Raw genomic sequence first — 20,327 nt, forward strand, 5'->3', positions numbered from 1 at the left:
GGGTGGTGGCATTTAGGTACAGAGACAGCGGCTCTATAGGATTAGCACAAGTTAGCCCTGAATCCCTGGCAGATCGATTTGTGCATCCAGCAAGGCCATAAACGCCCTTGCCGCATTCGACAGCGTCCGTTCGGTGTGCACGATATAGCCTAGCTGGCGAGTGAGCTGTATGCCCGGCAATGCGATGCTCGCGACTTGTTCATCAAGCATGGTGCGCGGCAAAACGCTCCACGCCAGGCCGATCGAGACCATCATCTTGATGGTTTCCAGATAGTTGGTGCTCATGGCAATGTTCGGCGTCAGCCCTTGGGCCTCGAATAAACGTTGGACAATATGGTGGGTAAAGGTGTTACCGCCGGGGAAAACCGCGGGATGACCGGCAATATCCGCCAGGCTGACGGCGCCATTGCTGATCAGTGAATGCTCGGGAGCGACCACGAAATCCAGCGGGTCGTCCCAGACCGGCGTGGCTTTGACCAGCGTGTGCGGCTCCGGGGCGAGGGTGATGACCGCCAGTTCGGCGCGGCCATGGAGAATTTCCTCGTAGGCGACTTCCGAATCAAGGAACTGAATATCCAGCGCGACCTGTGGGTAGCGGCGGGTGAACTCCCGTAATAGAGGTGGCAAACGGTGCAGACCGATGTGGTGACTGGTGGCCAGCGTCAGGCGGCCGCTGACTTCGCCAGTGAGGTTGGTCAGTGCGCGGCGGGTGTCGTCCAGCACGTTGAGAATCTGATAAGCCCGCGGCAGCAGGGCGCGGCCGGCCTCGGTCAGACCGACTTCGCGACCGAGCCGATCGAACAGGCGCACCTTCAGTTGCTGCTCCAGCCCGGCGATGCGTTTGCTGATCGCCGGTTGTGTCAGGTGCAGGCGCTCGCCGGCGCCGGAGAAGCTACCTGTCTCGGCAATCGCGATAAAAGCATTGAGGTTGGCCAGATCCATGTTCGTATTCCAGTTGGTTATCCAAAGCATAAAAAATATGAATTTGAGTTATTTAATCTAACCCCATAGGATCGGCCTCACAAGCCAAAGGGTTATTGATAAGCCCAGGGCATAGAAACAAGCTGATGAGGAACCGTCTGATGGCCGGCAAAACGCTCTACGACAAGCTCTGGGATTCGCATTTGGTCAAACAGCGCGACGATGGCTCGGCGCTGATTTACATCGATCGTCACATCATTCACGAAGTGACCTCGCCGCAAGCCTTCGAAGGCCTGCGTCTGGCCGGGCGCAAGCCGTGGCGCATCGATGCCAATATCGCGACCCCGGACCACAACGTACCGACGACGCCAGAGCGCAAGGGCGGCATCGAAGCCATTGCCGATCAGGTCTCGCGTTTGCAGGTTCAGACCCTCGATGACAACTGCGATGAATACGGCATCGTCGAGTTCAAGATGAACGACGTTCGCCAAGGCATCGTCCACGTGATCAGCCCGGAGCAGGGCGCGACCTTACCGGGCATGACCGTGGTCTGCGGCGACTCGCACACCTCGACCCACGGCGCATTCGGCGCGTTGGCGCACGGTATCGGCACCTCCGAGGTCGAGCATGTGCTCGCCACCCAGTGCCTGGTCGCCAAAAAAATGAAAAACATGCTGGTGCGTGTCGAAGGGCAATTGCCGTTCGGTGTGACCGCCAAGGACATCGTCCTCGCCGTGATCGGCAAAATCGGCACCGCCGGCGGTAACGGCCACGCCATCGAATTCGCCGGCAGCGCGATCCGCGACTTGTCCGTCGAAGGCCGCATGACCATCTGCAACATGTCCATCGAAGCCGGCGCCCGCGTGGGCCTGGTGGCGGCGGATCAAAAGACTGTCGATTACGTGAAGGGCCGTCCATTCGCCCCGAAAGGCGCGGAATGGGACATGGCGGTCGAAGCCTGGAAAGATCTGGTGTCCGACGCCGACGCCAAATTCGACACCGTGGTTGAACTCGACGCTGCGCAGATCAAGCCGCAAGTCAGTTGGGGCACTTCCCCGGAAATGGTTTTGGCCGTTGATCAGAACGTGCCGGATCCAGCCAAAGAGATGGATCTGGTCAAGCGCGACTCGATCGTCCGCGCCTTGAAATACATGGGTTTGACCGCCAATCAGGCGATCACTGACATTCAACTCGATCGCGTGTTCATCGGTTCCTGCACCAACTCGCGGATCGAAGATTTGCGCGCGGCGGCAGTCATCGCAAAGGGCCGTAAAGTCGCTTCGACCATCAAGCAAGCGATCGTGGTGCCAGGTTCAGGTCTGGTGAAAGCGCAGGCGGAAGCCGAGGGTCTGGACAAGATTTTCCTCGAAGCCGGTTTTGAGTGGCGTGAGCCGGGTTGCTCGATGTGTCTGGCGATGAACCCGGACCGTTTGGAGTCTGGCGAGCATTGCGCCTCGACCTCCAACCGTAACTTCGAAGGCCGTCAGGGCACCGGTGGCCGTACCCACCTCGTGAGCCCGGCGATGGCGGCGGCGGCAGCGGTGAACGGTCGTTTCATCGACGTTCGTGAATTGATCTAAAAGGAGCGCAGCATGAAAGCTTTTACCCAGCACACCGGTCTTGTCGCGCCCTTGGATCGTGCCAACGTCGACACCGATCAGATCATTCCCAAGCAGTTTTTGAAGTCGATCAAGCGCACCGGTTTCGGCCCGAACCTGTTTGACGAATGGCGTTACCTGGATGTGGGGCAACCGTATCAGGACAACTCCAAGCGCCCGCTGAACAAGGACTTCGTCCTTAACGCCGAGCGTTATCAAGGCGCCAGCGTATTGCTGGCCCGCGAAAACTTCGGTTGCGGCTCCAGCCGTGAACACGCGCCGTGGGCGCTGGAAGAATACGGTTTTCGCAGCATCATCGCGCCGAGCTATGCCGACATCTTCTTCAACAACAGCTTCAAGAACGGCTTGCTGCCGATCATCTTGAGCGACGCTGAAGTCGATGAACTGTTCAAGCAGGTCGAGGCCGAGCCGGGCTATCAATTGCAGGTCGATCTGCAAGCGCAGACCGTGACGCGTCCGGATGGCAAGGTGTACAGCTTTGAAATTGACGCGTTCCGTAAGCACTGCCTGTTGAACGGTCTGGACGATATCGGCCTGACCTTGCAGGACGGCGATGCGATTGCGACGTTTGAGGCCAAACATCGCGTGAGTCAGCCGTGGTTGTTTCGCGACGCGTGATTGATTCGAGATTGATGTAGTCAGGGCCGGCCCCTTCGCGAGCAGGTCGAATCGTCGCACCGTCGCTCCCACATGGGAATGTATTCCAAGGTGGGAGCGAGCCTGCTCGCGAAGACGGCAGCCCGAACAACACAAATATCAGGATGTGACCATGACCAGCACCGCCCAGCACACTCAGGTCGTACAGAAGCAATTCGGTGAACAGGCCGCCGCCTACCTGAGCAGCGCCGTTCACGCTCAAGGCACTGAATTCGCCCTGCTACAAGCTGAGCTGACAGGACAGGGCAGCGCTCGGCTGCTGGACCTGGGTTGTGGCGCCGGTCACGTGAGCTTTCACGTCGCACCGCTGGTAAAAGAAGTGGTGGCCTACGACCTTTCGCAGCAAATGCTCGATGTGGTCGCGGCGGCTGCCGTAGATCGCGGGTTGAGCAACATTGCTACAGTCAACGGCGCCGCCGAGCGCCTGCCGTTTGCCGATGGCGAGTTCGACTTCGTGTTCAGCCGTTATTCGGCGCACCACTGGAGCGATCTCGGTGTGGCCCTGCGCGAAGTTCGCCGGGTGCTGAAGCCGGGCGGCGTGGCGGCGTTTGTTGACGTGTTGTCACCGGGCAGTCCGTTGTTCGACACTTACCTGCAAAGCGTCGAAGTGCTGCGCGACACCAGCCATGTGCGCGATTATTCCGCTGGCGAGTGGTTGCGTCAGGTCAGCGAGGCCGGTTTGCATACGCGTAGCACCACGCGTCAGCGTCTGCGGCTTGAGTACAGCAGTTGGGTCGAACGCATGCGTACACCTGAAGTGATGCGCGCGGCGATCCGCCAGTTGCAGCAGTCGATGGGCAACGAAGTGCGCGAATATTTTGAGATTGATGCCGATGGCTCGTTCAGTACTGATGTAATCGTGCTGATGGCGCAACGGTAAGCATTTTTCCGGGAGTGCCAGTAAACGGCGCACCGACTGAAGACACGAGGAAAGCATGAGCAAGCAGATTCTGATTCTCCCAGGTGATGGTATTGGTCCGGAAATCATGGCCGAAGCGGTCAAGGTGCTGGAGCTTGCCAACGACAAGTACAGCCTGGGCTTCGAGCTGAGCCATGACGTGATCGGTGGTGCCGCCATCGACAAGCACGGCGTGCCGCTGGCTGACGAAACCCTCGACCGTGCCCGCGCTGCCGATGCCGTGCTGCTGGGCGCTGTCGGTGGCCCGAAATGGGACGCCATCGAGCGCGACATCCGTCCTGAACGCGGTCTGCTGAAAATCCGTGCGCAACTGGGCCTGTTCGGCAACCTGCGTCCGGCGATTCTCTATCCGCAACTGGCCGATGCTTCTAGCCTCAAGCCGGAAATCGTTGCCGGTCTGGACATCCTGATCGTTCGTGAGCTGACCGGCGGCATTTACTTCGGCGCGCCACGTGGCACTCGCGAGCTGGAAAACGGCGAGCGCCAGGCCTACGACACCCTGCCGTACAGCGAAAGCGAAATCCGCCGCATCGCCCGTGTCGGTTTCGACATGGCCATGGTCCGTGGCAAGAAACTGTGCTCGGTGGACAAGGCCAACGTGTTGGCGTCCAGCCAGCTGTGGCGTGAAGTGGTCGGGCAAGTGGCCAAGGATTACCCGCAAGTCGAACTGAGCCACATGTACGTCGACAACGCCGCCATGCAACTGGTGCGTGCGCCGAAGCAATTTGACGTGATCGTTACCGACAACCTGTTCGGCGACATCCTGTCCGACGAAGCGTCGATGCTCACCGGCTCCATCGGCATGCTGCCGTCGGCCTCGCTGGATGCCAACAACAAGGGCATGTATGAGCCTTGCCACGGTTCGGCGCCGGACATTGCCGGTAAAGGTATTGCCAACCCGTTGGCGACCATTCTGTCGGTGTCGATGATGCTGCGTTACAGCTTCAATCTGCACGAAGCAGCCGATGCCATCGAGAAAGCCGTCAGCGTCGTGCTCGATCAAGGGCTGCGTACTGGCGACATCTTCTCGGCCGGTTGCACTAAAGTCGGTACGCAGGAAATGGGCGACGCAGTAGTCGCCGCGCTGCGGAATCTGTAATCTCTCCGGCCCGCTGCGAAATTCAATACAAAGCAGCGGTCCACTTTTCAAGAAGGTGTAGTTGCGATGAAACGTGTAGGTCTGATCGGTTGGCGCGGTATGGTCGGTTCCGTGCTCATGCAGCGGATGCTGGAAGAGCAGGATTTCGATCTTATCGAGCCGGTGTTTTTCACCACTTCCAATGTCGGTGGCCAAGGCCCGTCCGTGGGCAAGGACATTGCTCCGCTCAAGGACGCTTACAGCATTGAAGAGCTGAAGACCCTCGACGTGATCCTGACCTGCCAGGGCGGCGACTACACCAGCGAAGTGTTCCCCAAGCTGCGTGAGGCCGGTTGGCAGGGTTACTGGATCGACGCGGCCTCGAGCCTGCGCATGAACGATGACGCGGTCATCATTCTCGATCCGGTCAACCGCAAGGTCATCGACCAGCAACTGGACGCAGGCACCAAGAACTACATCGGCGGCAACTGCACCGTCAGCCTGATGCTGATGGGCCTGGGCGGTCTGTTCGAAGCCGGTCTGGTCGAGTGGATGAGCGCCATGACTTATCAGGCGGCTTCCGGTGCCGGCGCGCAGAACATGCGTGAACTGATCAAGCAAATGGGCGCGACTCACGCTGCCGTTGCTGATCAACTGGCCGATCCGGCCAGCGCGATCCTCGACATCGACCGTCGTGTGGCCGACGCCATGCGCAGCGAAGCGTACCCGACCGAGAACTTCGGCGTGCCGCTGGCCGGCAGCCTGATCCCGTGGATCGACAAGGAACTGCCGAACGGTCAGAGCCGCGAAGAGTGGAAAGCCCAGGCCGAGACCAACAAGATTCTGGGTCGCTTCAAAAGCCCGATCCCGGTCGACGGCATCTGCGTGCGCATCGGCGCCATGCGTTGCCACAGCCAGGCGCTGACCATCAAGCTGAACAAAGACGTGCCGATCGCCGACATCGAAGGGCTGATCAGTCAGCACAATCCTTGGGTCAAACTGGTGCCGAACCAGCGCGAAATCAGCATGCAGGAGCTGAGCCCGACCAAGGTGACTGGCACCCTGAATGTTCCGGTGGGGCGTCTGCGCAAGCTGAACATGGGCACCCAGTATCTGGGCGCCTTCACCGTCGGCGACCAACTGCTGTGGGGCGCGGCCGAACCGCTGCGTCGCATGCTGCGGATTTTGCTGGAGCGTTGATCGCTTGCAGCAATGAAAGAGCTCGCGCCTTGTGAGAGGTGCGGGTTTTTTTATGCTTCAGATTTCTCGATTGCCTGTACCGGCCTCTTCGCGAGCAGGCTCGCTCCCACAGGGGAATGCATTTCAAAGTGGGAGCGAGCCTGCTCGCGAAGAGGCCGGTACAGCGACCACAAATGCTGGGCAGAAATTGCCTGTGCGCCAGTCACCCGGTAAAGTGCCGCTCCCCCCGTTTCGCCAGAGGTAGAATCATGACCCAGACCCTAGATATTGCCGTGATCGGCGCCACCGGTACTGTCGGCGAAACCCTCGTACAGATTCTCGAAGAGCGCGACTTCCCGGTCGGCAACCTGCACCTGCTGGCCAGCAGCGAATCCGCCGGCAGTTCCGTGCTGTACCGCAACAAGAACGTACGCGTGCGCGAAGTCGATGAGTTCGATTTCAGCAAGGTCAAACTGGTGTTTTTCGCTGCCGGTCCAGCCATCACCCTGAGCTACGCTGCCCGCGCCCATGCTGCCGGCTGCTCGCTGATCGACCTGTCGGGCGCCTTGCCGGCCGATCAGGCGCCGCAAGTGGTGCCGGAAGCCAACGCCGCTGTGCTCGCCGGTTTGAAAGCGCCGTTTCAGGTCAGCAGCCCCAGCCCGTCGGCCACTTCGCTCGCCGTAGTGTTGGCGCCGCTGCTTGAGCTGATCGATCTGCAGTACGTCAACGTCACCGCCAATCTCGCCGTTTCCGCCCAGGGTCGCGAAGCCGTCACCGAGCTGGCACGTCAAACAGCCGAGCTGCTTAATATGCGCCCGCTGGAGCCAACCTTCTTTGATCGCCAGATGGCGTTTAACCTGTTGGCGCAGGTCGGCACGCCTGATGCGCAGGGCCACACGCTGCTGGAAAAACGTCTGGTGCGCGAGCTGCGCCAGGTGCTGGCGCAGCCTTTATTAAAGATTTCCGCAACTTGCGTTCAAGCCCCGGTGTTTTTTGGCGATAGCTTTAGCGTGACCTTGCAGTCAGCGCAGGCTGTCGACCTGGTAAAGGTCAATGCCGCGCTGGAAGATGCGCCGGGTATCGAACTGGTCGAGGCGGGTGATTATCCGACGGCGGTCGGCGATGCGGTGGGGCAGGACGTTGTCTATGTCGGTCGCGTGCGCAACGGTGTCGATGACCCGGCGGAACTTAATCTGTGGCTGACGTCAGATAACGTACGTAAAGGCGCGGCCCTTAACGCTGTGCAGGTGGCTGAATTGTTGATAAAAGACCTGCTGTAAAAGATACTTGGCAACAATTTGTCGACTGATTCTAGCCGGGCGCTATGCTTGGCCGGAGCACTCGATAACGTTTCACCCTCCGGGACTTTCCGGGGCATCAAAGAAATGATCGCGCGCGACACCTGTCGTCGTCGCGCGCAATGCCTTACGGCAGCGGCAATCAACATCTTCTCGCTGGCCGAGGAACGTTCAAACAAAGGATGAGGCTATGGTTCAAGTTCGCAAACTGGTGTTAGCAATAGCGGCCGCGTCGGCGCTGTCCTCCGGTATGGCGCATGCCCTCGGGCTCGGGGAGCTGACCCTGAAGTCGACCCTGAACCAGCCGCTGGTGGCTGAAATCGAGCTGCTCGACGTCAAGGATCTCACCGCTGCCGAAGTGGTGCCGAGCCTGGCCTCGCCGGAAGATTTCGCCAAGGCCGGCGTTGATCGCCAGGCTTTCCTTAACGATCTGACGTTTACCCCGGTGCTCAACGCCAGCGGCAAAAGCGTGCTGCGCGTAACGTCGAGCAAGCCGCTGTCGGAACCGATGGTGAAATTCCTCGTGCAGGTGATGTGGCCGAACGGCCGTCTGCTGCGCGATTACAGCGTGCTGCTGGATCCATCGAAGTTCTCGCCGCAGACTGCTGATGCCGCCGCGCAACCGGCGCCGTCGCAAACCGTCACCGCGCCGACCACTGGCGCCACGCACCCGGCTCAATACACCACCACGCCGCGCGACACCCTGTGGGAAATCGCCGCGAAGGCGCGCACTGGCGGTTCGGTGCAGCAGACCATGCTGGCCATTCAAGCGCTGAACCCGGACGCTTTCATCGGCGGCAACATCAACCGGCTGAAAAGCGGTCAGGTGCTGCGCCTGCCGGACTCGGTGCAGAGCACTTCACTGCCACAGTCCAAAGCCATTGCTGAAGTCGCCGCGCAAAACGAGGCCTGGCGTCAGGGCCGTCGTTATGTGGCCAAGCCTGGCAGCGGTCAGCAGCAGCTCGATGCGACCAATCGTGGTCGCGGCAATAGCGGCGCTGCGCCAGATGCCAAAGACAACCTGAGCCTGGTCTCTGCCGAAAGCGCCAAGGCGCGCGGCAAAGGCCCGGCCGGCGATGCCAAGGCCCTGAGCAACAAGCTCGCGCTCACTCAGGAAAGCCTCGACACGACCCGTCGTGACAATGAGGAACTGAAAAGCCGCATGTCCGATCTGCAAAGTCAGCTGGACAAGCTGCAAAAGCTGATCGAGCTGAAGAACAATCAACTGGCGAAGATGCAGGCCGAAGGCGCGGGCGCCGCGCCGGCCGGCAATCCTGCCGCTGCGCCGGTTCCGGCGATTACCGCCGAACTGGCCGCCACGCCGCCGGCCACTCCGGTCGATGCTGCATCGCCTACGCCAGAGTCGGCCATCGCACCACCGGCTGAAACGCCTGCCGAGACCCCCGTTGTAGAGCCGAAACCGGTTGTCGATGACGAAAAAACCTTCAACGAGCTGCTGACCAATCCGATCCTGATGGGGCTGGTCGGTGGCGGTGCTGTGGTTCTGCTGCTCTTGCTGTTGCTGCTGGCCCGTCGCCGTAAAGCTCAGCAGGAAGCCGAAAAGCATGTGCGCATGGCTCGCGCCCTCGCCGAAGACCAGGAGTTCTCCGCCGACCAGGATCTGCCGGAAAGCAGTTTCGAAGGTCTGGAAACACCGGCGGCGAGCGTCAAGCTGAACACGCCGGCGCCAGCCCCTGTTGCTGCGGTAGTCGCCCCGATCGTGATGGCCGAACCGATTGCCGCGCCGCTGGTGGCGCCGGCCGCTGAGCGCTCCGACGACGTGCTGGACAAGGCGCAATCGCACATCAATGCCGGTCGCCTGAATCAGGCGGCCGCGTTGCTGGAAGAGGGCGTCAGCCTGGAGCCACAGCGCAGCGATCTGCGTCTCAAGCTGATGGAAGTCTACGGTCAGCAGGGCGACCGCGATGCGTTCGTTGGTCAGGAGCGTCAGCTGGTGGCCAATGGCGACAACTTCGCCAAGGTCGAAGAGTTGAAAAGCCGCTTCCCGGCCATGGCGGTAGCTGTTGCCAGTGGTCTTGCGGCAGCGGCTGTTGCTGCTGAGCTGGATGCTCAGTACGTCAAAGACTTACTGCTGGATGAGCCGGAAGAACCAGCAACGACACCTGCTGAAGATGATCTGGACAGCGCGTTTGACTTGAGTCTGGACGATCTCGACAACATTACGCCGGTAGAACCTGCGCCGGTCGTTGAGCCAGAAGCGCCGATTGAGCTGGGTGCCCCGGTCGAGCTGGACGAATTCCCGGCGGACGATGATTTGAGCTTCGAATCGGTGCTGCAACAGCAGACCGAAATCAAAGAGAATCTGGACGACTTGTCGGACTTCGACCTGGATCTGGATCTTGGCGCCGAACCAGCGCCAGCCGCATTGGCTGACGACGATTTTCTGCTGGATCTGGACGACAGCGTGAAGGATCTGCCGCCGGTCGAGGCGCCAGTGGTTGCCGATGTGCCGCAGGATGATCTCGAGTTGCCAGCCGATTTCGATCTGTCGCTGGCCGATGAAATGGACAGCAACCCAGCTGCCGAACCGGATGCCTTCGCGGCTGAGTTGGACGACGTCAACGCCGAACTGGATCGCCTGTCGCAAAGCATCGCCGAACCGACCTTCACCGAAGCCGATGCAATGAAGGGTGATGATCTTGGCGAAGATGATTTCGACTTCCTCGCCGGCACTGACGAAGCGGCGACCAAGCTCGATCTGGCTCAGGCCTACATCGACATGGGCGACAGCGATGGTGCACGCGACATCCTCAACGAAGTGTTGACCGAAGGTGACGAGAAGCAGCGTGGTGAGGCCAAGGACATGCTCTCGAGCTTGTAATCAGTCCAGCGATAAACGAAGCGGCAGCCCATTGAGGCTGCCGTTTTTGTTTGTGCGGGATTCATTGGTGCCTGATCCACCGCTTTCGCGAGCAAGCCCGCTCCCACAGGGGAATGCATTCCAAGTGTGGGAGCGGGCTTGCTCGCGAAGGCATTGTTACAGGCGACAGAGAACCTCTGGTATCCCTGAACCACAGCCTTATAATGCCCGCCTTTGCAAAAACAGCAGGCTGTCCCACCTTGGCAAACATAGATAACCCGGTCGCCGAAATGGCCCCCGAGGGCTTTTACCGCGTAGCACTGGGCGTTGAGTACAAAGGCTCGCGCTACAGCGGCTGGCAGCGTCAGTTGACCGGTGTGGCAACGGTGCAGGAAGAGCTCGAAAAAGCCCTGTCGAAAGTCGCCAATTCACCGGTTTCCCTGCAATGCGCCGGGCGTACCGACGCTGGCGTGCATGCCTGCGGGCAAGTGGTGCATTTCGATACCACGGTCGATCGTTCGCTGAAAGCCTGGGTGATGGGCGCCAATATCAATCTGCCCCATGACATCAGCGTCAGTTGGGCGCGGGTGATGCCGGCACATTTTCATGCGCGCTTCAAAGCCATCGCCCGGCGTTATCGCTATGTGATCTACAACGATCAGATTCGCCCGGCGCATCTGAACGAAGAAATCACCTGGAACCACCGTCCACTGGATGTCGAGCGCATGGCTGAAGCCGCGCAGTACCTGATCGGTACCCACGACTTCAGTGCGTTCCGCGCCGGCCAGTGCCAAGCGAAATCGCCGATCAAGAAGATGCATCACCTGCGCGTCACCCGTCACGGCAAAATGATCGTGCTCGACATTCGCGCCAATGCCTTCCTGCATCACATGGTGCGCAACATCGCCGGTGTCTTGATGACCATTGGTGCCGGCGAGCGGCCGGTTGAATGGATGAAGGAAGTGCTGGAAAGCCGCGAGCGCCGTTCCGGTGGTGTGACCGCGCATCCTTATGGGCTGTATCTGGTGCAAGTCGAGTATCACGACGAATTCCCGTTGCCCGAGCGTTTTATCGGGCCACATTTCCTTACGGGTTTCTCGGAACTTGACGGCTGACGCCCTCGAACGCTTTTGTTACCATCCGGGACCTTCCCGGATTTGCCTCGGAGTTTTTATCGACATGTCAGCCGTTCGCAGCAAAATTTGCGGGATTACCTGCATAGAAGATGCGTTGGCCGCCGTCGAGGCCGGGGCGGATGCGATCGGATTCGTGTTTTACGCCAAGAGCCCGCGTGCGGTGAGCGTGCAGCAGGCGCGGGCGATCATCAAGGCCTTGCCGCCGTTTGTGACCACGGTTGGCCTGTTCGTCAATGCCAGCCGCTGCGAGTTGGGGGAAATCCTCGATGCCGTGCCGCTGGATCTGTTGCAGTTCCATGGCGACGAGCGCGCAGACGAATGCGAAGGCTGGCATCGTCCTTACATCAAGGCGCTGCGGGTCAAGGCGGGCGATGACATTGCTGCGGCCGTCGACGCCTACCCAAGCGCCAGTGGCGTGCTGCTCGACACTTATGTCGAAGGCGTGCCCGGCGGAACCGGTGAGGCGTTCGACTGGTCTTTGATTCCTCAAGCCTTGAACAAGCCATTGATTCTGGCCGGCGGGCTCACTGCGCAGAACGTCGCCGACGCTGTCGCGCGGGTTCGGCCTTATGCCGTGGACGTCAGTGGCGGGGTAGAGGCGAGCAAGGGCATCAAGGATCACGCAAAGATTCGGGCGTTCATCAACGCTGTACGCAAAGCACCATATTGATGTGACGGCTGGCAGTCTGCCGCCGTCCATCAATGCACTTGCACAAAGCAGGCGCGGCTGAGGGTTTCTGGATGGCACGCAGGTCATGTTTCGCGCTGACCGTGGCTGTTCATCAATCATCGCCACACACATGAATTTAGCTCAAGGGCATACGCGGGGCTGCGAACCAGAGCGTTCGGGCCGCCGGTACTGGAGAAAGAAAGCATGAGCAACTGGTTAGTAGACAAACTGATCCCTTCGATCATGCGCTCGGAGGTCAAGAAGAGCTCGGTGCCTGAAGGTCTGTGGCACAAATGCCCGTCCTGCGAGGCCGTGCTGTATCGTCCGGAGCTGGAAAAGACCCTGGACGTTTGCCCGAAATGCAACCACCACATGCGCATCGGCGCACGTGCGCGTATCGACATCTTCCTCGATGCTGAAGGTCGCAACGAGCTGGGCGCCGACCTGGAGCCGGTTGACCGTCTGAAATTCCGCGACGGCAAGAAGTACAAGGATCGCCTGACCGCCGCGCAAAAGCAGACCGGCGAAAAAGACGCGCTGATCTCCGTAAGCGGCACCCTGTTGGGCATGCCGGTGGTGGTTTCGGCGTTCGAATTCAGCTTCATGGGCGGTTCCATGGGTGCCATCGTCGGTGAGCGTTTCGTCCGCGCTGCCAACTACGCGCTGGAAAATCGCTGCCCGATGATCTGCTTCGCGGCCTCCGGTGGCGCGCGGATGCAGGAAGCCCTGATCTCGCTGATGCAAATGGCCAAGACCTCGGCCGTGCTGGCACGCCTGCGTGAAGAAGGCATTCCGTTCATCTCCGTACTGACCGACCCGGTTTACGGTGGTGTTTCCGCCAGTCTGGCCATGCTTGGCGACGTGATCGTCGGCGAGCCGAAAGCCCTGATCGGCTTCGCCGGTCCGCGCGTGATCGAGCAAACCGTGCGCGAAAAACTGCCGGAAGGCTTCCAGCGCAGCGAATTCCTCCTGGAACACGGTGCGATCGACATGATCATCCACCGTCAGGAACTGCGCCCACGTTTGGGTAACCTGCTTGCACAAATGACTGGCAAGCCGACGCCGAAATTCGTCGCCGCGCCAATCGAGCCGATCGTGGTTCCTCCGGTACCTGCCGGCCTATGATCGAGCGCACCCTTGGCGAGTGGCTCGCCTACCTTGAGCAGTTGCATCCGTCGGCTATCGACATGGGCCTGGAGCGTTCGCAACAGGTAGCGTCCCGTATGGGGCTGGGCCAGCCGGCGCCGCGGGTGATTACGGTCACCGGCACCAACGGCAAAGGTTCAACCTGCGCTTTCGTGGCTTCGTTGCTGCGGGCGCAGGGGCTGAGCGTTGGCGTCTACAATTCTCCGCACCTGCTGCGTTACAACGAGCGGGTGCAGCTCAATGGCGTCGAAGCCACTGATGCGCAGCTGTGCGAGGCCTTTGCAGCGGTCGAGGTCGGGCGCGGCGAAACCTCCCTGACTTACTTCGAAATGGGCACCCTCGCGGCGTTCTGGCTGTTTCAACAGGCCGGGCTCGATGCGGTGGTGCTGGAAGTCGGTCTGGGTGGGCGTCTGGATACGGTCAACGTGGTGGACGCCGATATCGCGCTGGTCACCAGTATTGGCGTCGATCACGCTGATTATCTGGGCGACACCCGTGAGTCCGTGGCTTTCGAGAAGGCCGGTATCTTCCGCCAGGGCAAGCCTGCCTTGTGTGGCGATCTGAATCCTCCACAGCCGTTGCTCGACAAGGCGCGTGAGCTGGCGTGTCCGTTCTTCCTGCGAGGGCGCGATTTCGATCTCGGCATCACTGAGCAGAACTGGCAGTGGCGCGGTACCGATGCGCAGGGTCAGGTTGTCGAGCTGCACGACTTGCCGTTGCTCGATCTGCCGATGGAAAACGCCGCGCTGGCCTTGCAGGCGTATCTGCTGCTCGGTTTGCCGTGGAATGCCCGGCAGATTGTAGCGGCCTTGCAGGCGACTCGCGTGGTCGGTCGGCTGGATCGCCGCTCGTTCGAATGGAACGGCAAGCGCCTGAATCTGTTGCTCGATGTCGGTCATAACCCGCACGCGGCAGAATATCTGGCCCGTCGCCTGGCCTCGCAGCCACCGGTCGGCAAGCGTCTTGCGGTGTTCGGCCTGCTGGCGGACAAGGATCTGGATGGTGTGCTCAGCGAATTGAATGCTAGTGTCCAGAACTGGGCCGTAGCGCCGCTGGATTCGCCGCGCTCACGCCCGGTTGCAGAATTACACGCGGCCTTGCAGAACCTTGGCGTTTCGGTCGCGTCTTACGACAGCGTTGCCGCCGCTCTGGAAGGGCAGTGCGCAGTCGCAACCAGTAGCGACGAGATTCTGTTGTTTGGATCATTTTATTGTGTCGCTGAGGCCCTTGAATGGCTGGCCCGGCGCTCCACGGAGGAAGCGGCAAATGGCTTTGCTGGATAAAGCGTACAAGCAGCGCATGGTCGGTGCCCTGGTGCTGGTGGCGCTGGCGGTGATTTTCCTGCCGATGCTGTTTTCCCGTCAGGACGAGCAGCGTCAGGTGACGGTCGATGCCCCGGCCGCTCCGCATGCTCCTGCAGTGCCGCAAGTACAGCTTGAGCCGGTCGCCGTGCCTGAGCAGCAAGCCTTGCCGCAAGAACCTGTGCCAACTGATGAAGAGGTCGCAGAAGACACTGCACCTGCTGCATCGACTGCGCCTGCCCCGGCGCCGACAGCTCCCATAGCAATCGCCAAGCCGACTGCTCCGCCTGCGGTGGCCAAGCCGATTCCGGCGCCTGCTCAGCCGATCGCGGCGGCGTCGGCCAAGCCTGACACCACGCAAAGCCGCGTCGATGCCAACGGTCTGTCGGTAAGCTGGTCGGTTCAGTTGGCGAGTCTGTCGAGTCGCGCCAGCGCCGAAAGCTTGCAGAAAACCCTGCGTAGCCAGGGTTACAACGCTTACATTCGTTCTGCCGATGGCAAGAATCGGGTGTTTGTCGGCCCGCTGATCGAGCGTGCCGAAGCCGATCGTCTGCGTGACCTGTTGGGTCGTCAGCAGAACCTCAAAGGTTTTGTCGTGCGCTTCCAGCCCGAGCGCGGCTAGGATCTATCGATTCGATTGAAATGCACTGAAAATCGCAGCTTACCGACAGCCATGCGCTCTGCTAAAATGCGCCGCCTTATCCGTCTGTAGGCTGCACTGTGCCATTTACCTGGGTTGACTGGGCGATCGTTGCAATCATCGCCATCTCCGCTTTGATCAGTTTGAGCCGCGGCTTCGTCAAGGAAGCATTATCGCTGGTGACTTGGATCATCGCAGGAGTCGTTGCCTGGATGTTCGGTGGTTCATTGTCCGAGTACCTGGCCGGATACATCGAAACCCCATCGGCTCGCGTGATCGCGGGCTGTGCCATCATGTTTGTCGCCACACTGATCGTGGGCGCAATGATCAATTATCTTATCGGCGAGTTGGTTCGCGTCACCGGGTTGTCCGGGACCGATCGATTCCTGGGCATGGCCTTCGGCGCTGCGCGTGGCGTGTTGCTGGTGGTTGTGGCAGTCGGGCTGTTGAGCCTGGGGCCGGTACAGCAGGACGGGTGGTGGAAAGAATCACAGCTCGTGCCAAAATTTTTATTGGTCGCCGACTGGTCCAAAAACCTGATTCTCGGGTGGAGCAGTCAGTGGCTTGCCAGCGGAATCAGCGTACCCGCTGATATTCCGTTCAAGGAGCAGCTCTTGCCGTCGGCCAAAACGCCACAGTGAGTGTTGTTCAGTTCAGATCCATTAAGTAGGGGTTGCGTCGCATGTGTGGCATCGTCGGTATCGTCGGTAAGTCGAACGTCAATCAGGCGCTGTATGACGCGCTAACCGTGCTCCAGCACCGCGGCCAGGACGCTGCCGGTATCGTGACCAGCCATGATGGCCGGTTGTTCCTGCGCAAGGACAATGGCCTGGTGCGTGACGTGTTTCAACAGCGTCACATGCAACGCCTGGTCGGCCACATGGGTATCGGCCACGTCCGTTACCCGACTGCGGGCAGCTCGACTTCGGCCGAAGCCCAGCCGTTCTACGTCAACTCGCCTTACGGCATCACCCTGGCGCATAACGGTAACCTGACCAACGTTGAACAGTTGGCCAAAGAGATCTACGAATCCGATCTGCGTCACGTCAACACCAGCTCCGACTCGGAAGTGCTGCTCAACGTGTTCGCCCACGAGCTGGCCCAGCGCGGCAAGCTGCAGCCGACCGAAGAAGACGTGTTTGCTGCCGTGACCGACGTGCACAACCGTTGTGTCGGTGGTTACGCAGTGGTGGCGATGATCACCGGTTACGGCATCGTCGGTTTCCGTGATCCGCACGGCATCCGTCCGATCGTGTTCGGCCAGCGTCATACCGACGAAGGCGTCGAGTACATGATCGCTTCGGAAAGCGTTTCGCTGGACGTGCTTGGTTTCACCCTGATTCGCGACCTGGCACCGGGCGAAGCGGTGTACATCACTGAGGACGGCAAGCTGCACACTCGTCAGTGCGCGACCAACCCGTCCCTGACCCCGTGCATCTTCGAACACGTCTATCTGGCGCGTCCGGACTCGATCATCGACGGTGTGTCGGTCTATAAGGCGCGTCTGCGCATGGGCGAGAAGCTGGCAGAGAAGATCCTGCGCGAGCGTCCAGAGCACGATATCGACGTGGTCATCCCGATTCCGGACACTAGCCGCACTGCGGCACTGGAACTGGCCAACCACCTGGGCGTGAAATTCCGCGAAGGTTTCGTCAAGAACCGTTACATCGGCCGTACCTTCATCATGCCGGGCCAGGCGGCCCGCAAGAAGTCGGTTCGCCAGAAGCTCAACGCGATCGAGCTGGAATTCCGCGGCAAGAACGTGATGCTGGTCGACGATTCGATCGTGCGCGGCACCACCTGCAAGCAGATCATTCAGATGGCCCGCGAAGCCGGCGCGAAAAACGTCTACTTCTGCTCGGCCGCTCCGGCTGTTCGCTTCCCGAACGTATATGGCATCGACATGCCGAGCGCTCACGAGCTGATCGCGCACAACCGTTCGACCCAGGACGTGGCGGATCTGATCGGCGCAGACTGGCTGATCTATCAGGACTTGCCTGACTTGATCGAAGCGGTCGGCGGCGGCAAGATCAAGATCGAAAACTTCGATTGCGCGGTGTTCGACGGCAAGTACGTCACCGGCGACGTCGACGAAGCTTATCTGGACAAGATCGAACAGGCACGCAACGATGCCTCCAAGGTCAAGACCCAGGCGGTCAGTGCGATCATCGATCTGTACAACAACTGAGTTTCTACCGGCCCTGAGGGGCCGGTTTTGTATCTGGCAAACGACTTTTATTTATCGAGAACAGGCAAGGAGTGACAGCATGAGTCAGGAATGGGATGCCGGTCGTTTGGATAGCGACCTCGAAGGCGTAGCGTTCGATACCCTGGCCGTACGTGCCGGTCAGCACCGTACGCCGGAAGGCGAGCACGGTGATCCGATGTTCTTCACCTCCAGCTATGTGTTCCGCACCGCTGCCGATGCGGCCGCGCGATTTGCCGGCGAAGTGCCGGGCAACGTTTACTCGCGCTACACCAACCCGACCGTTCGCGCGTTTGAAGAGCGTATTGCGGCGCTGGAGAGCGCAGAGCAGGCCGTTGCCACCGCGACCGGTATGGCGGCGATCATGGCGGTGGTGATGAGCCTGTGCAGTGCCGGTGACCACGTTCTGGTTTCGCGCAGTGTGTTTGGCTCGACCATCAGCTTGTTCGAAAAGTATTTCAAGCGCTTTGGCGTGGAAGTCGATTACGTACCATTGGCCGAGCTGTCGGCCTGGGATGCGGCGATCAAGCCCAACACCAAACTGCTCTTTGTCGAGTCGCCATCCAATCCGCTGGCCGAGCTGGTGGACATCACTGCGCTGGCAGAAATCGCTCACGCCAAAGGCGCGATGCTGGTGGTCGACAATTGCTTCTGCACCCCGGCGTTGCAACAGCCGCTGAAAATGGGCGCAGACATCGTTGTGCATTCGGCCACCAAGTTCATCGATGGCCAGGGCCGTTGCATGGGCGGTGTAGTCGCCGGTCGCAGCGAGCAGATGAAAGAAGTGGTCGGCTTCCTGCGTACCGCCGGGCCAACCTTGAGCCCGTTCAACGCGTGGATCTTCCTCAAAGGCCTGGAAACCCTGAATCTGCGGATGAAGGCACACTGTGCCAATGCCCAGCAACTGGCTGAATGGCTGGAACAGCAGGAAGGCATCGAGAAAGTCCATTACGCCGGTCTCAAGAGCCATCCGCAGCATGAGTTGGCGCAGCGTCAGCAGAAGGGCTTCGGCGCCGTGGTGAGCTTTGAGGTCAAGGGCGGCAAAGAGGGCGCGTGGCGCTTTATCGATGCGACGCGGTTGATTTCGATCACCGCCAACCTCGGCGACAGCAAAACCACCATCACCCACCCGAGCACCACTTCCCATGGTCGTCTGGCGCCGCAGGAGCGTGAAGCGGCGGGTATTCGTGACAGTCTGATCCGCATTGCGGTCGGTCTGGAAGATGTCGCCGACCTGCAAGCCGATCTGGCGCGCGGTCTGGCGGCGCTGTGATCGAGTTGTCCACTCCGAAAGCCGGAACCCATGGCCGCGTTGCGCTGGTCACGGGCGCCGCGCGCGGTATCGGTCTGGGCATTGCAGCCTGGTTGATCAGCGAAGGCTGGCAAGTGGTGCTGACTGATCTGGACCGAGTGCGCGGATCGAAAGTGGCGAAGGTGCTGGGCGAAAACGCCTGGTTCATTGCCATGGATGTGGCGGATGAAGGTCAGGTCGCGCTAGGTGTGGCCGAGGTGTTGGGGCAGTTTGGCCGTCTCGATGCGCTGGTGTGCAACGCGGCGGTGGCTGATCCGCACAACATCACGCTGGAAAGCCTTGATCTGGCGTACTGGAATCGGGTGATGGCGGTGAATCTCGGTGGGCCAATGCTGTTGGCCAAGCATTGCGCACCCTATTTGCGGGCGCACAATGGGTCGATCGTCAATCTGGCGTCGACACGTGCCGGTCAGTCGGAACCGGACACCGAGGCCTATGCGGCGAGCAAGGGTGGCTTGTTGGCACTCACGCATGCGCTGGCGATCAGCCTGGGGCCGGAGATTCGCGTCAATGCGGTCAGCCCGGGCTGGATCGATGCGCGGGATCCGTCTGCGCGTCGGGCCGAGCCGCTGGCCGATGCTGATCATGCCCAGCATCCAGCGGGCAGGGTAGGGACGGTCGAGGACGTGGCGGCGATGGTGGCGTGGCTGTTGTCGAGGAATGCCGGGTTTGTCACCGGGCAGGAATTTGTGGTCGATGGCGGTATGACCAAGAAGATGATCTATACGGAATGACTCAATTTCGTCTTTTTTAGAAAAACTTCAATCCTGCTATTGACTTAGGTTCGCTATCTGCGTAAATTTCGCGGCCTCGGAGATGCAAACGGGTGATTAGCTCAGCTGGGAGAGCGTCTGCCTTACAAGCAGAATGTCGGCGGTTCGATCCCGTCATCACCCACCACTCCCCGAGAAACTTGTGAAAGCAAGAGGTAGGCTGAAAGTGCCTGCACCGACGCGCAGCGGTAGTTCAGTCGGTTAGAATACCGGCCTGTCACGCCGGGGGTCGCGGGTTCGAGTCCCGTCCGCTGCGCCATATTTTACGAGTCAGGCACTGTCTGGTTCGCGATTGCAAAGCACCGAAGCTTTACAGTCAAAACGAGTTACTTGAGCGCAAGCTCAAAGCGATACGCAGCGGTAGTTCAGTCGGTTAGAATACCGGCCTGTCACGCCGGGGGTCGCGGGTTCGAGTCCCGTCCGCTGCGCCATATCTGCTTCAAGGACCACTGAACGCCTTGAAGCACCGAAGTCAGCCTCGCTGAGTCGGATCCGATAGCAAAGACCCTGGTCGAAAGACCGGGGTTTTTTGTGTCTGCAATTTGGCTTTTCCTCTCTTCCTCCCTCCTCAATCCAGCGCAAATCCCTGTGGGAGCGATATGTCCAGCGATCTGCTGCGGTGCCACGTCGCATTGATTTTTTGATTCTTTA

General features: G+C 60.2%; 17 protein-coding genes and 3 tRNA genes. 19 read left to right on the plus strand and 1 reads right to left on the minus strand.

From position 1 onward, the window contains the following. Positions 1-51: 51 nt before the first annotated feature. Positions 52-942: a LysR family transcriptional regulator gene (locus ATI02_RS03850; RefSeq protein WP_095188353.1), complete on the minus strand. Its 891-nt coding sequence runs from the start codon at positions 940-942 to the stop codon at positions 52-54. Positions 943-1,082: 140 nt separating this feature from the next. Here ATI02_RS03850 and leuC point away from each other — a divergent pair, with 140 nt between their 5' ends. From leuC to ATI02_RS03945, 19 genes are all read left to right on the plus strand, one after another. Further along, positions 1,083-2,501 (plus strand): 3-isopropylmalate dehydratase large subunit, encoded by a 1,419-nt coding sequence (gene leuC, locus ATI02_RS03855; RefSeq protein WP_100845479.1) that lies wholly within the window; start codon positions 1,083-1,085, stop codon positions 2,499-2,501. 12 nt (positions 2,502-2,513) lie between these two features. Then, positions 2,514-3,158, plus strand: coding sequence for a 3-isopropylmalate dehydratase small subunit (gene leuD, locus ATI02_RS03860; protein ID WP_007913445.1), 645 nt, complete (start codon positions 2,514-2,516; stop codon positions 3,156-3,158). 151 nt (positions 3,159-3,309) lie between these two features. Continuing rightward, entirely contained in the window at positions 3,310-4,077 is a 768-nt protein-coding gene (locus tag ATI02_RS03865; protein ID WP_095188354.1) for a class I SAM-dependent methyltransferase, read from the plus strand. Between the two features lie 55 nt (positions 4,078-4,132). Continuing rightward, complete coding sequence (leuB, locus tag ATI02_RS03870) at positions 4,133-5,215, plus strand: 3-isopropylmalate dehydrogenase (RefSeq protein ID WP_095188355.1); 1,083 nt, start codon at positions 4,133-4,135, stop codon at positions 5,213-5,215. A 66-nt stretch (positions 5,216-5,281) separates the two neighbouring features. After that, positions 5,282-6,394 (plus strand): aspartate-semialdehyde dehydrogenase, encoded by a 1,113-nt coding sequence (gene asd / locus ATI02_RS03875; protein WP_095188356.1) that lies wholly within the window; start codon positions 5,282-5,284, stop codon positions 6,392-6,394. 248 nt (positions 6,395-6,642) lie between these two features. Then, positions 6,643-7,653 (plus strand): aspartate-semialdehyde dehydrogenase, encoded by a 1,011-nt coding sequence (locus tag ATI02_RS03880; protein ID WP_095188357.1) that lies wholly within the window; start codon positions 6,643-6,645, stop codon positions 7,651-7,653. Positions 7,654-7,861: 208 nt separating this feature from the next. Continuing rightward, positions 7,862-10,513 carry a motility hub landmark protein FimV gene (locus ATI02_RS03885; protein ID WP_100845480.1) on the plus strand — a complete coding sequence of 884 codons (2,652 nt, stop codon included), beginning with the start codon at positions 7,862-7,864 and terminating at the stop codon, positions 10,511-10,513. 269 nt (positions 10,514-10,782) lie between these two features. Next, positions 10,783-11,607, plus strand: coding sequence for a tRNA pseudouridine(38-40) synthase TruA (gene truA, locus ATI02_RS03890; RefSeq protein ID WP_166220008.1), 825 nt, complete (start codon positions 10,783-10,785; stop codon positions 11,605-11,607). Positions 11,608-11,671: 64 nt separating this feature from the next. Continuing rightward, complete coding sequence (locus tag ATI02_RS03895) at positions 11,672-12,298, plus strand: phosphoribosylanthranilate isomerase (RefSeq protein WP_100845481.1); 627 nt, start codon at positions 11,672-11,674, stop codon at positions 12,296-12,298. A 204-nt stretch (positions 12,299-12,502) separates the two neighbouring features. Next, positions 12,503-13,423, plus strand: coding sequence for an acetyl-CoA carboxylase, carboxyltransferase subunit beta (gene accD / locus ATI02_RS03900; RefSeq protein WP_016984535.1), 921 nt, complete (start codon positions 12,503-12,505; stop codon positions 13,421-13,423). Next, positions 13,420-14,727: a bifunctional tetrahydrofolate synthase/dihydrofolate synthase gene (gene folC / locus ATI02_RS03905; RefSeq protein ID WP_100845482.1), complete on the plus strand. Its 1,308-nt coding sequence runs from the start codon at positions 13,420-13,422 to the stop codon at positions 14,725-14,727. Before accD ends, folC begins: the two co-directional genes overlap by 4 nt. Beyond that, entirely contained in the window at positions 14,711-15,367 is a 657-nt protein-coding gene (locus tag ATI02_RS03910) for an SPOR domain-containing protein (RefSeq protein ID WP_100845483.1), read from the plus strand. The genes folC and ATI02_RS03910 overlap by 17 nt, the downstream gene beginning before the upstream one ends. 98 nt (positions 15,368-15,465) lie before the next feature. Continuing rightward, positions 15,466-16,026, plus strand: coding sequence for a CvpA family protein (locus tag ATI02_RS03915; protein WP_007913461.1), 561 nt, complete (start codon positions 15,466-15,468; stop codon positions 16,024-16,026). Positions 16,027-16,067: 41 nt separating this feature from the next. Beyond that, positions 16,068-17,573, plus strand: a complete 1,506-nt coding sequence (gene purF, locus ATI02_RS03920; RefSeq protein WP_003226416.1) for an amidophosphoribosyltransferase — start codon at positions 16,068-16,070, stop codon at positions 17,571-17,573. A gap of 79 nt (positions 17,574-17,652) precedes the next feature. After that, on the plus strand, positions 17,653-18,864 hold the full coding sequence (locus ATI02_RS03925) for an O-succinylhomoserine sulfhydrylase (protein WP_100845484.1): 1,212 nt from the start codon (positions 17,653-17,655) through the stop codon (positions 18,862-18,864). After that, complete coding sequence (locus ATI02_RS03930) at positions 18,861-19,637, plus strand: SDR family oxidoreductase (RefSeq protein ID WP_095188364.1); 777 nt, start codon at positions 18,861-18,863, stop codon at positions 19,635-19,637. Before ATI02_RS03925 ends, ATI02_RS03930 begins: the two co-directional genes overlap by 4 nt. Before the next feature lie 90 nt (positions 19,638-19,727). Further along, positions 19,728-19,803 (plus strand) — tRNA-Val (locus tag ATI02_RS03935). 55 nt (positions 19,804-19,858) lie between these two features. Continuing rightward, positions 19,859-19,935 (plus strand) — tRNA-Asp (locus ATI02_RS03940). Between the two features lie 95 nt (positions 19,936-20,030). Next, positions 20,031-20,107 (plus strand) — tRNA-Asp (locus ATI02_RS03945). The last annotated feature ends 220 nt before the right edge of the window (positions 20,108-20,327 follow it).

The sequence above is a fragment of the Pseudomonas baetica genome (assembly GCF_002813455.1).
GTDB classification, from domain to species: domain Bacteria; phylum Pseudomonadota; class Gammaproteobacteria; order Pseudomonadales; family Pseudomonadaceae; genus Aquipseudomonas; species Aquipseudomonas baetica.

Excerpts from the sequence above, each read along its gene's own strand:
- ATI02_RS03880 (WP_095188357.1), top strand. The coding sequence starts at position 6,643 with ATGACCCAGACCCTAGATATTGCCGTGATCGGCGCCACCGGTACTGTC.
- truA (WP_166220008.1), top strand. The coding sequence starts at position 10,783 with ATGGCCCCCGAGGGCTTTTACCGCGTAGCACTGGGCGTTGAGTACAAA.
- leuB (WP_095188355.1), top strand. The coding sequence starts at position 4,133 with ATGAGCAAGCAGATTCTGATTCTCCCAGGTGATGGTATTGGTCCGGAA.
- ATI02_RS03865 (WP_095188354.1), top strand. The coding sequence starts at position 3,310 with ATGACCAGCACCGCCCAGCACACTCAGGTCGTACAGAAGCAATTCGGT.
- ATI02_RS03885 (WP_100845480.1), top strand. The coding sequence starts at position 7,862 with ATGGTTCAAGTTCGCAAACTGGTGTTAGCAATAGCGGCCGCGTCGGCG.
- folC (WP_100845482.1), top strand. The coding sequence starts at position 13,420 with ATGATCGAGCGCACCCTTGGCGAGTGGCTCGCCTACCTTGAGCAGTTG.
- purF (WP_003226416.1), top strand. The coding sequence starts at position 16,068 with ATGTGTGGCATCGTCGGTATCGTCGGTAAGTCGAACGTCAATCAGGCG.
- ATI02_RS03850 (WP_095188353.1), bottom strand. The coding sequence starts at position 942 with ATGGATCTGGCCAACCTCAATGCTTTTATCGCGATTGCCGAGACAGGT.
- ATI02_RS03910 (WP_100845483.1), top strand. The coding sequence starts at position 14,711 with ATGGCTTTGCTGGATAAAGCGTACAAGCAGCGCATGGTCGGTGCCCTG.
- leuD (WP_007913445.1), top strand. The coding sequence starts at position 2,514 with ATGAAAGCTTTTACCCAGCACACCGGTCTTGTCGCGCCCTTGGATCGT.
- ATI02_RS03895 (WP_100845481.1), top strand. The coding sequence starts at position 11,672 with ATGTCAGCCGTTCGCAGCAAAATTTGCGGGATTACCTGCATAGAAGAT.
- leuC (WP_100845479.1), top strand. The coding sequence starts at position 1,083 with ATGGCCGGCAAAACGCTCTACGACAAGCTCTGGGATTCGCATTTGGTC.
- ATI02_RS03925 (WP_100845484.1), top strand. The coding sequence starts at position 17,653 with ATGAGTCAGGAATGGGATGCCGGTCGTTTGGATAGCGACCTCGAAGGC.
- asd (WP_095188356.1), top strand. The coding sequence starts at position 5,282 with ATGAAACGTGTAGGTCTGATCGGTTGGCGCGGTATGGTCGGTTCCGTG.
- accD (WP_016984535.1), top strand. The coding sequence starts at position 12,503 with ATGAGCAACTGGTTAGTAGACAAACTGATCCCTTCGATCATGCGCTCG.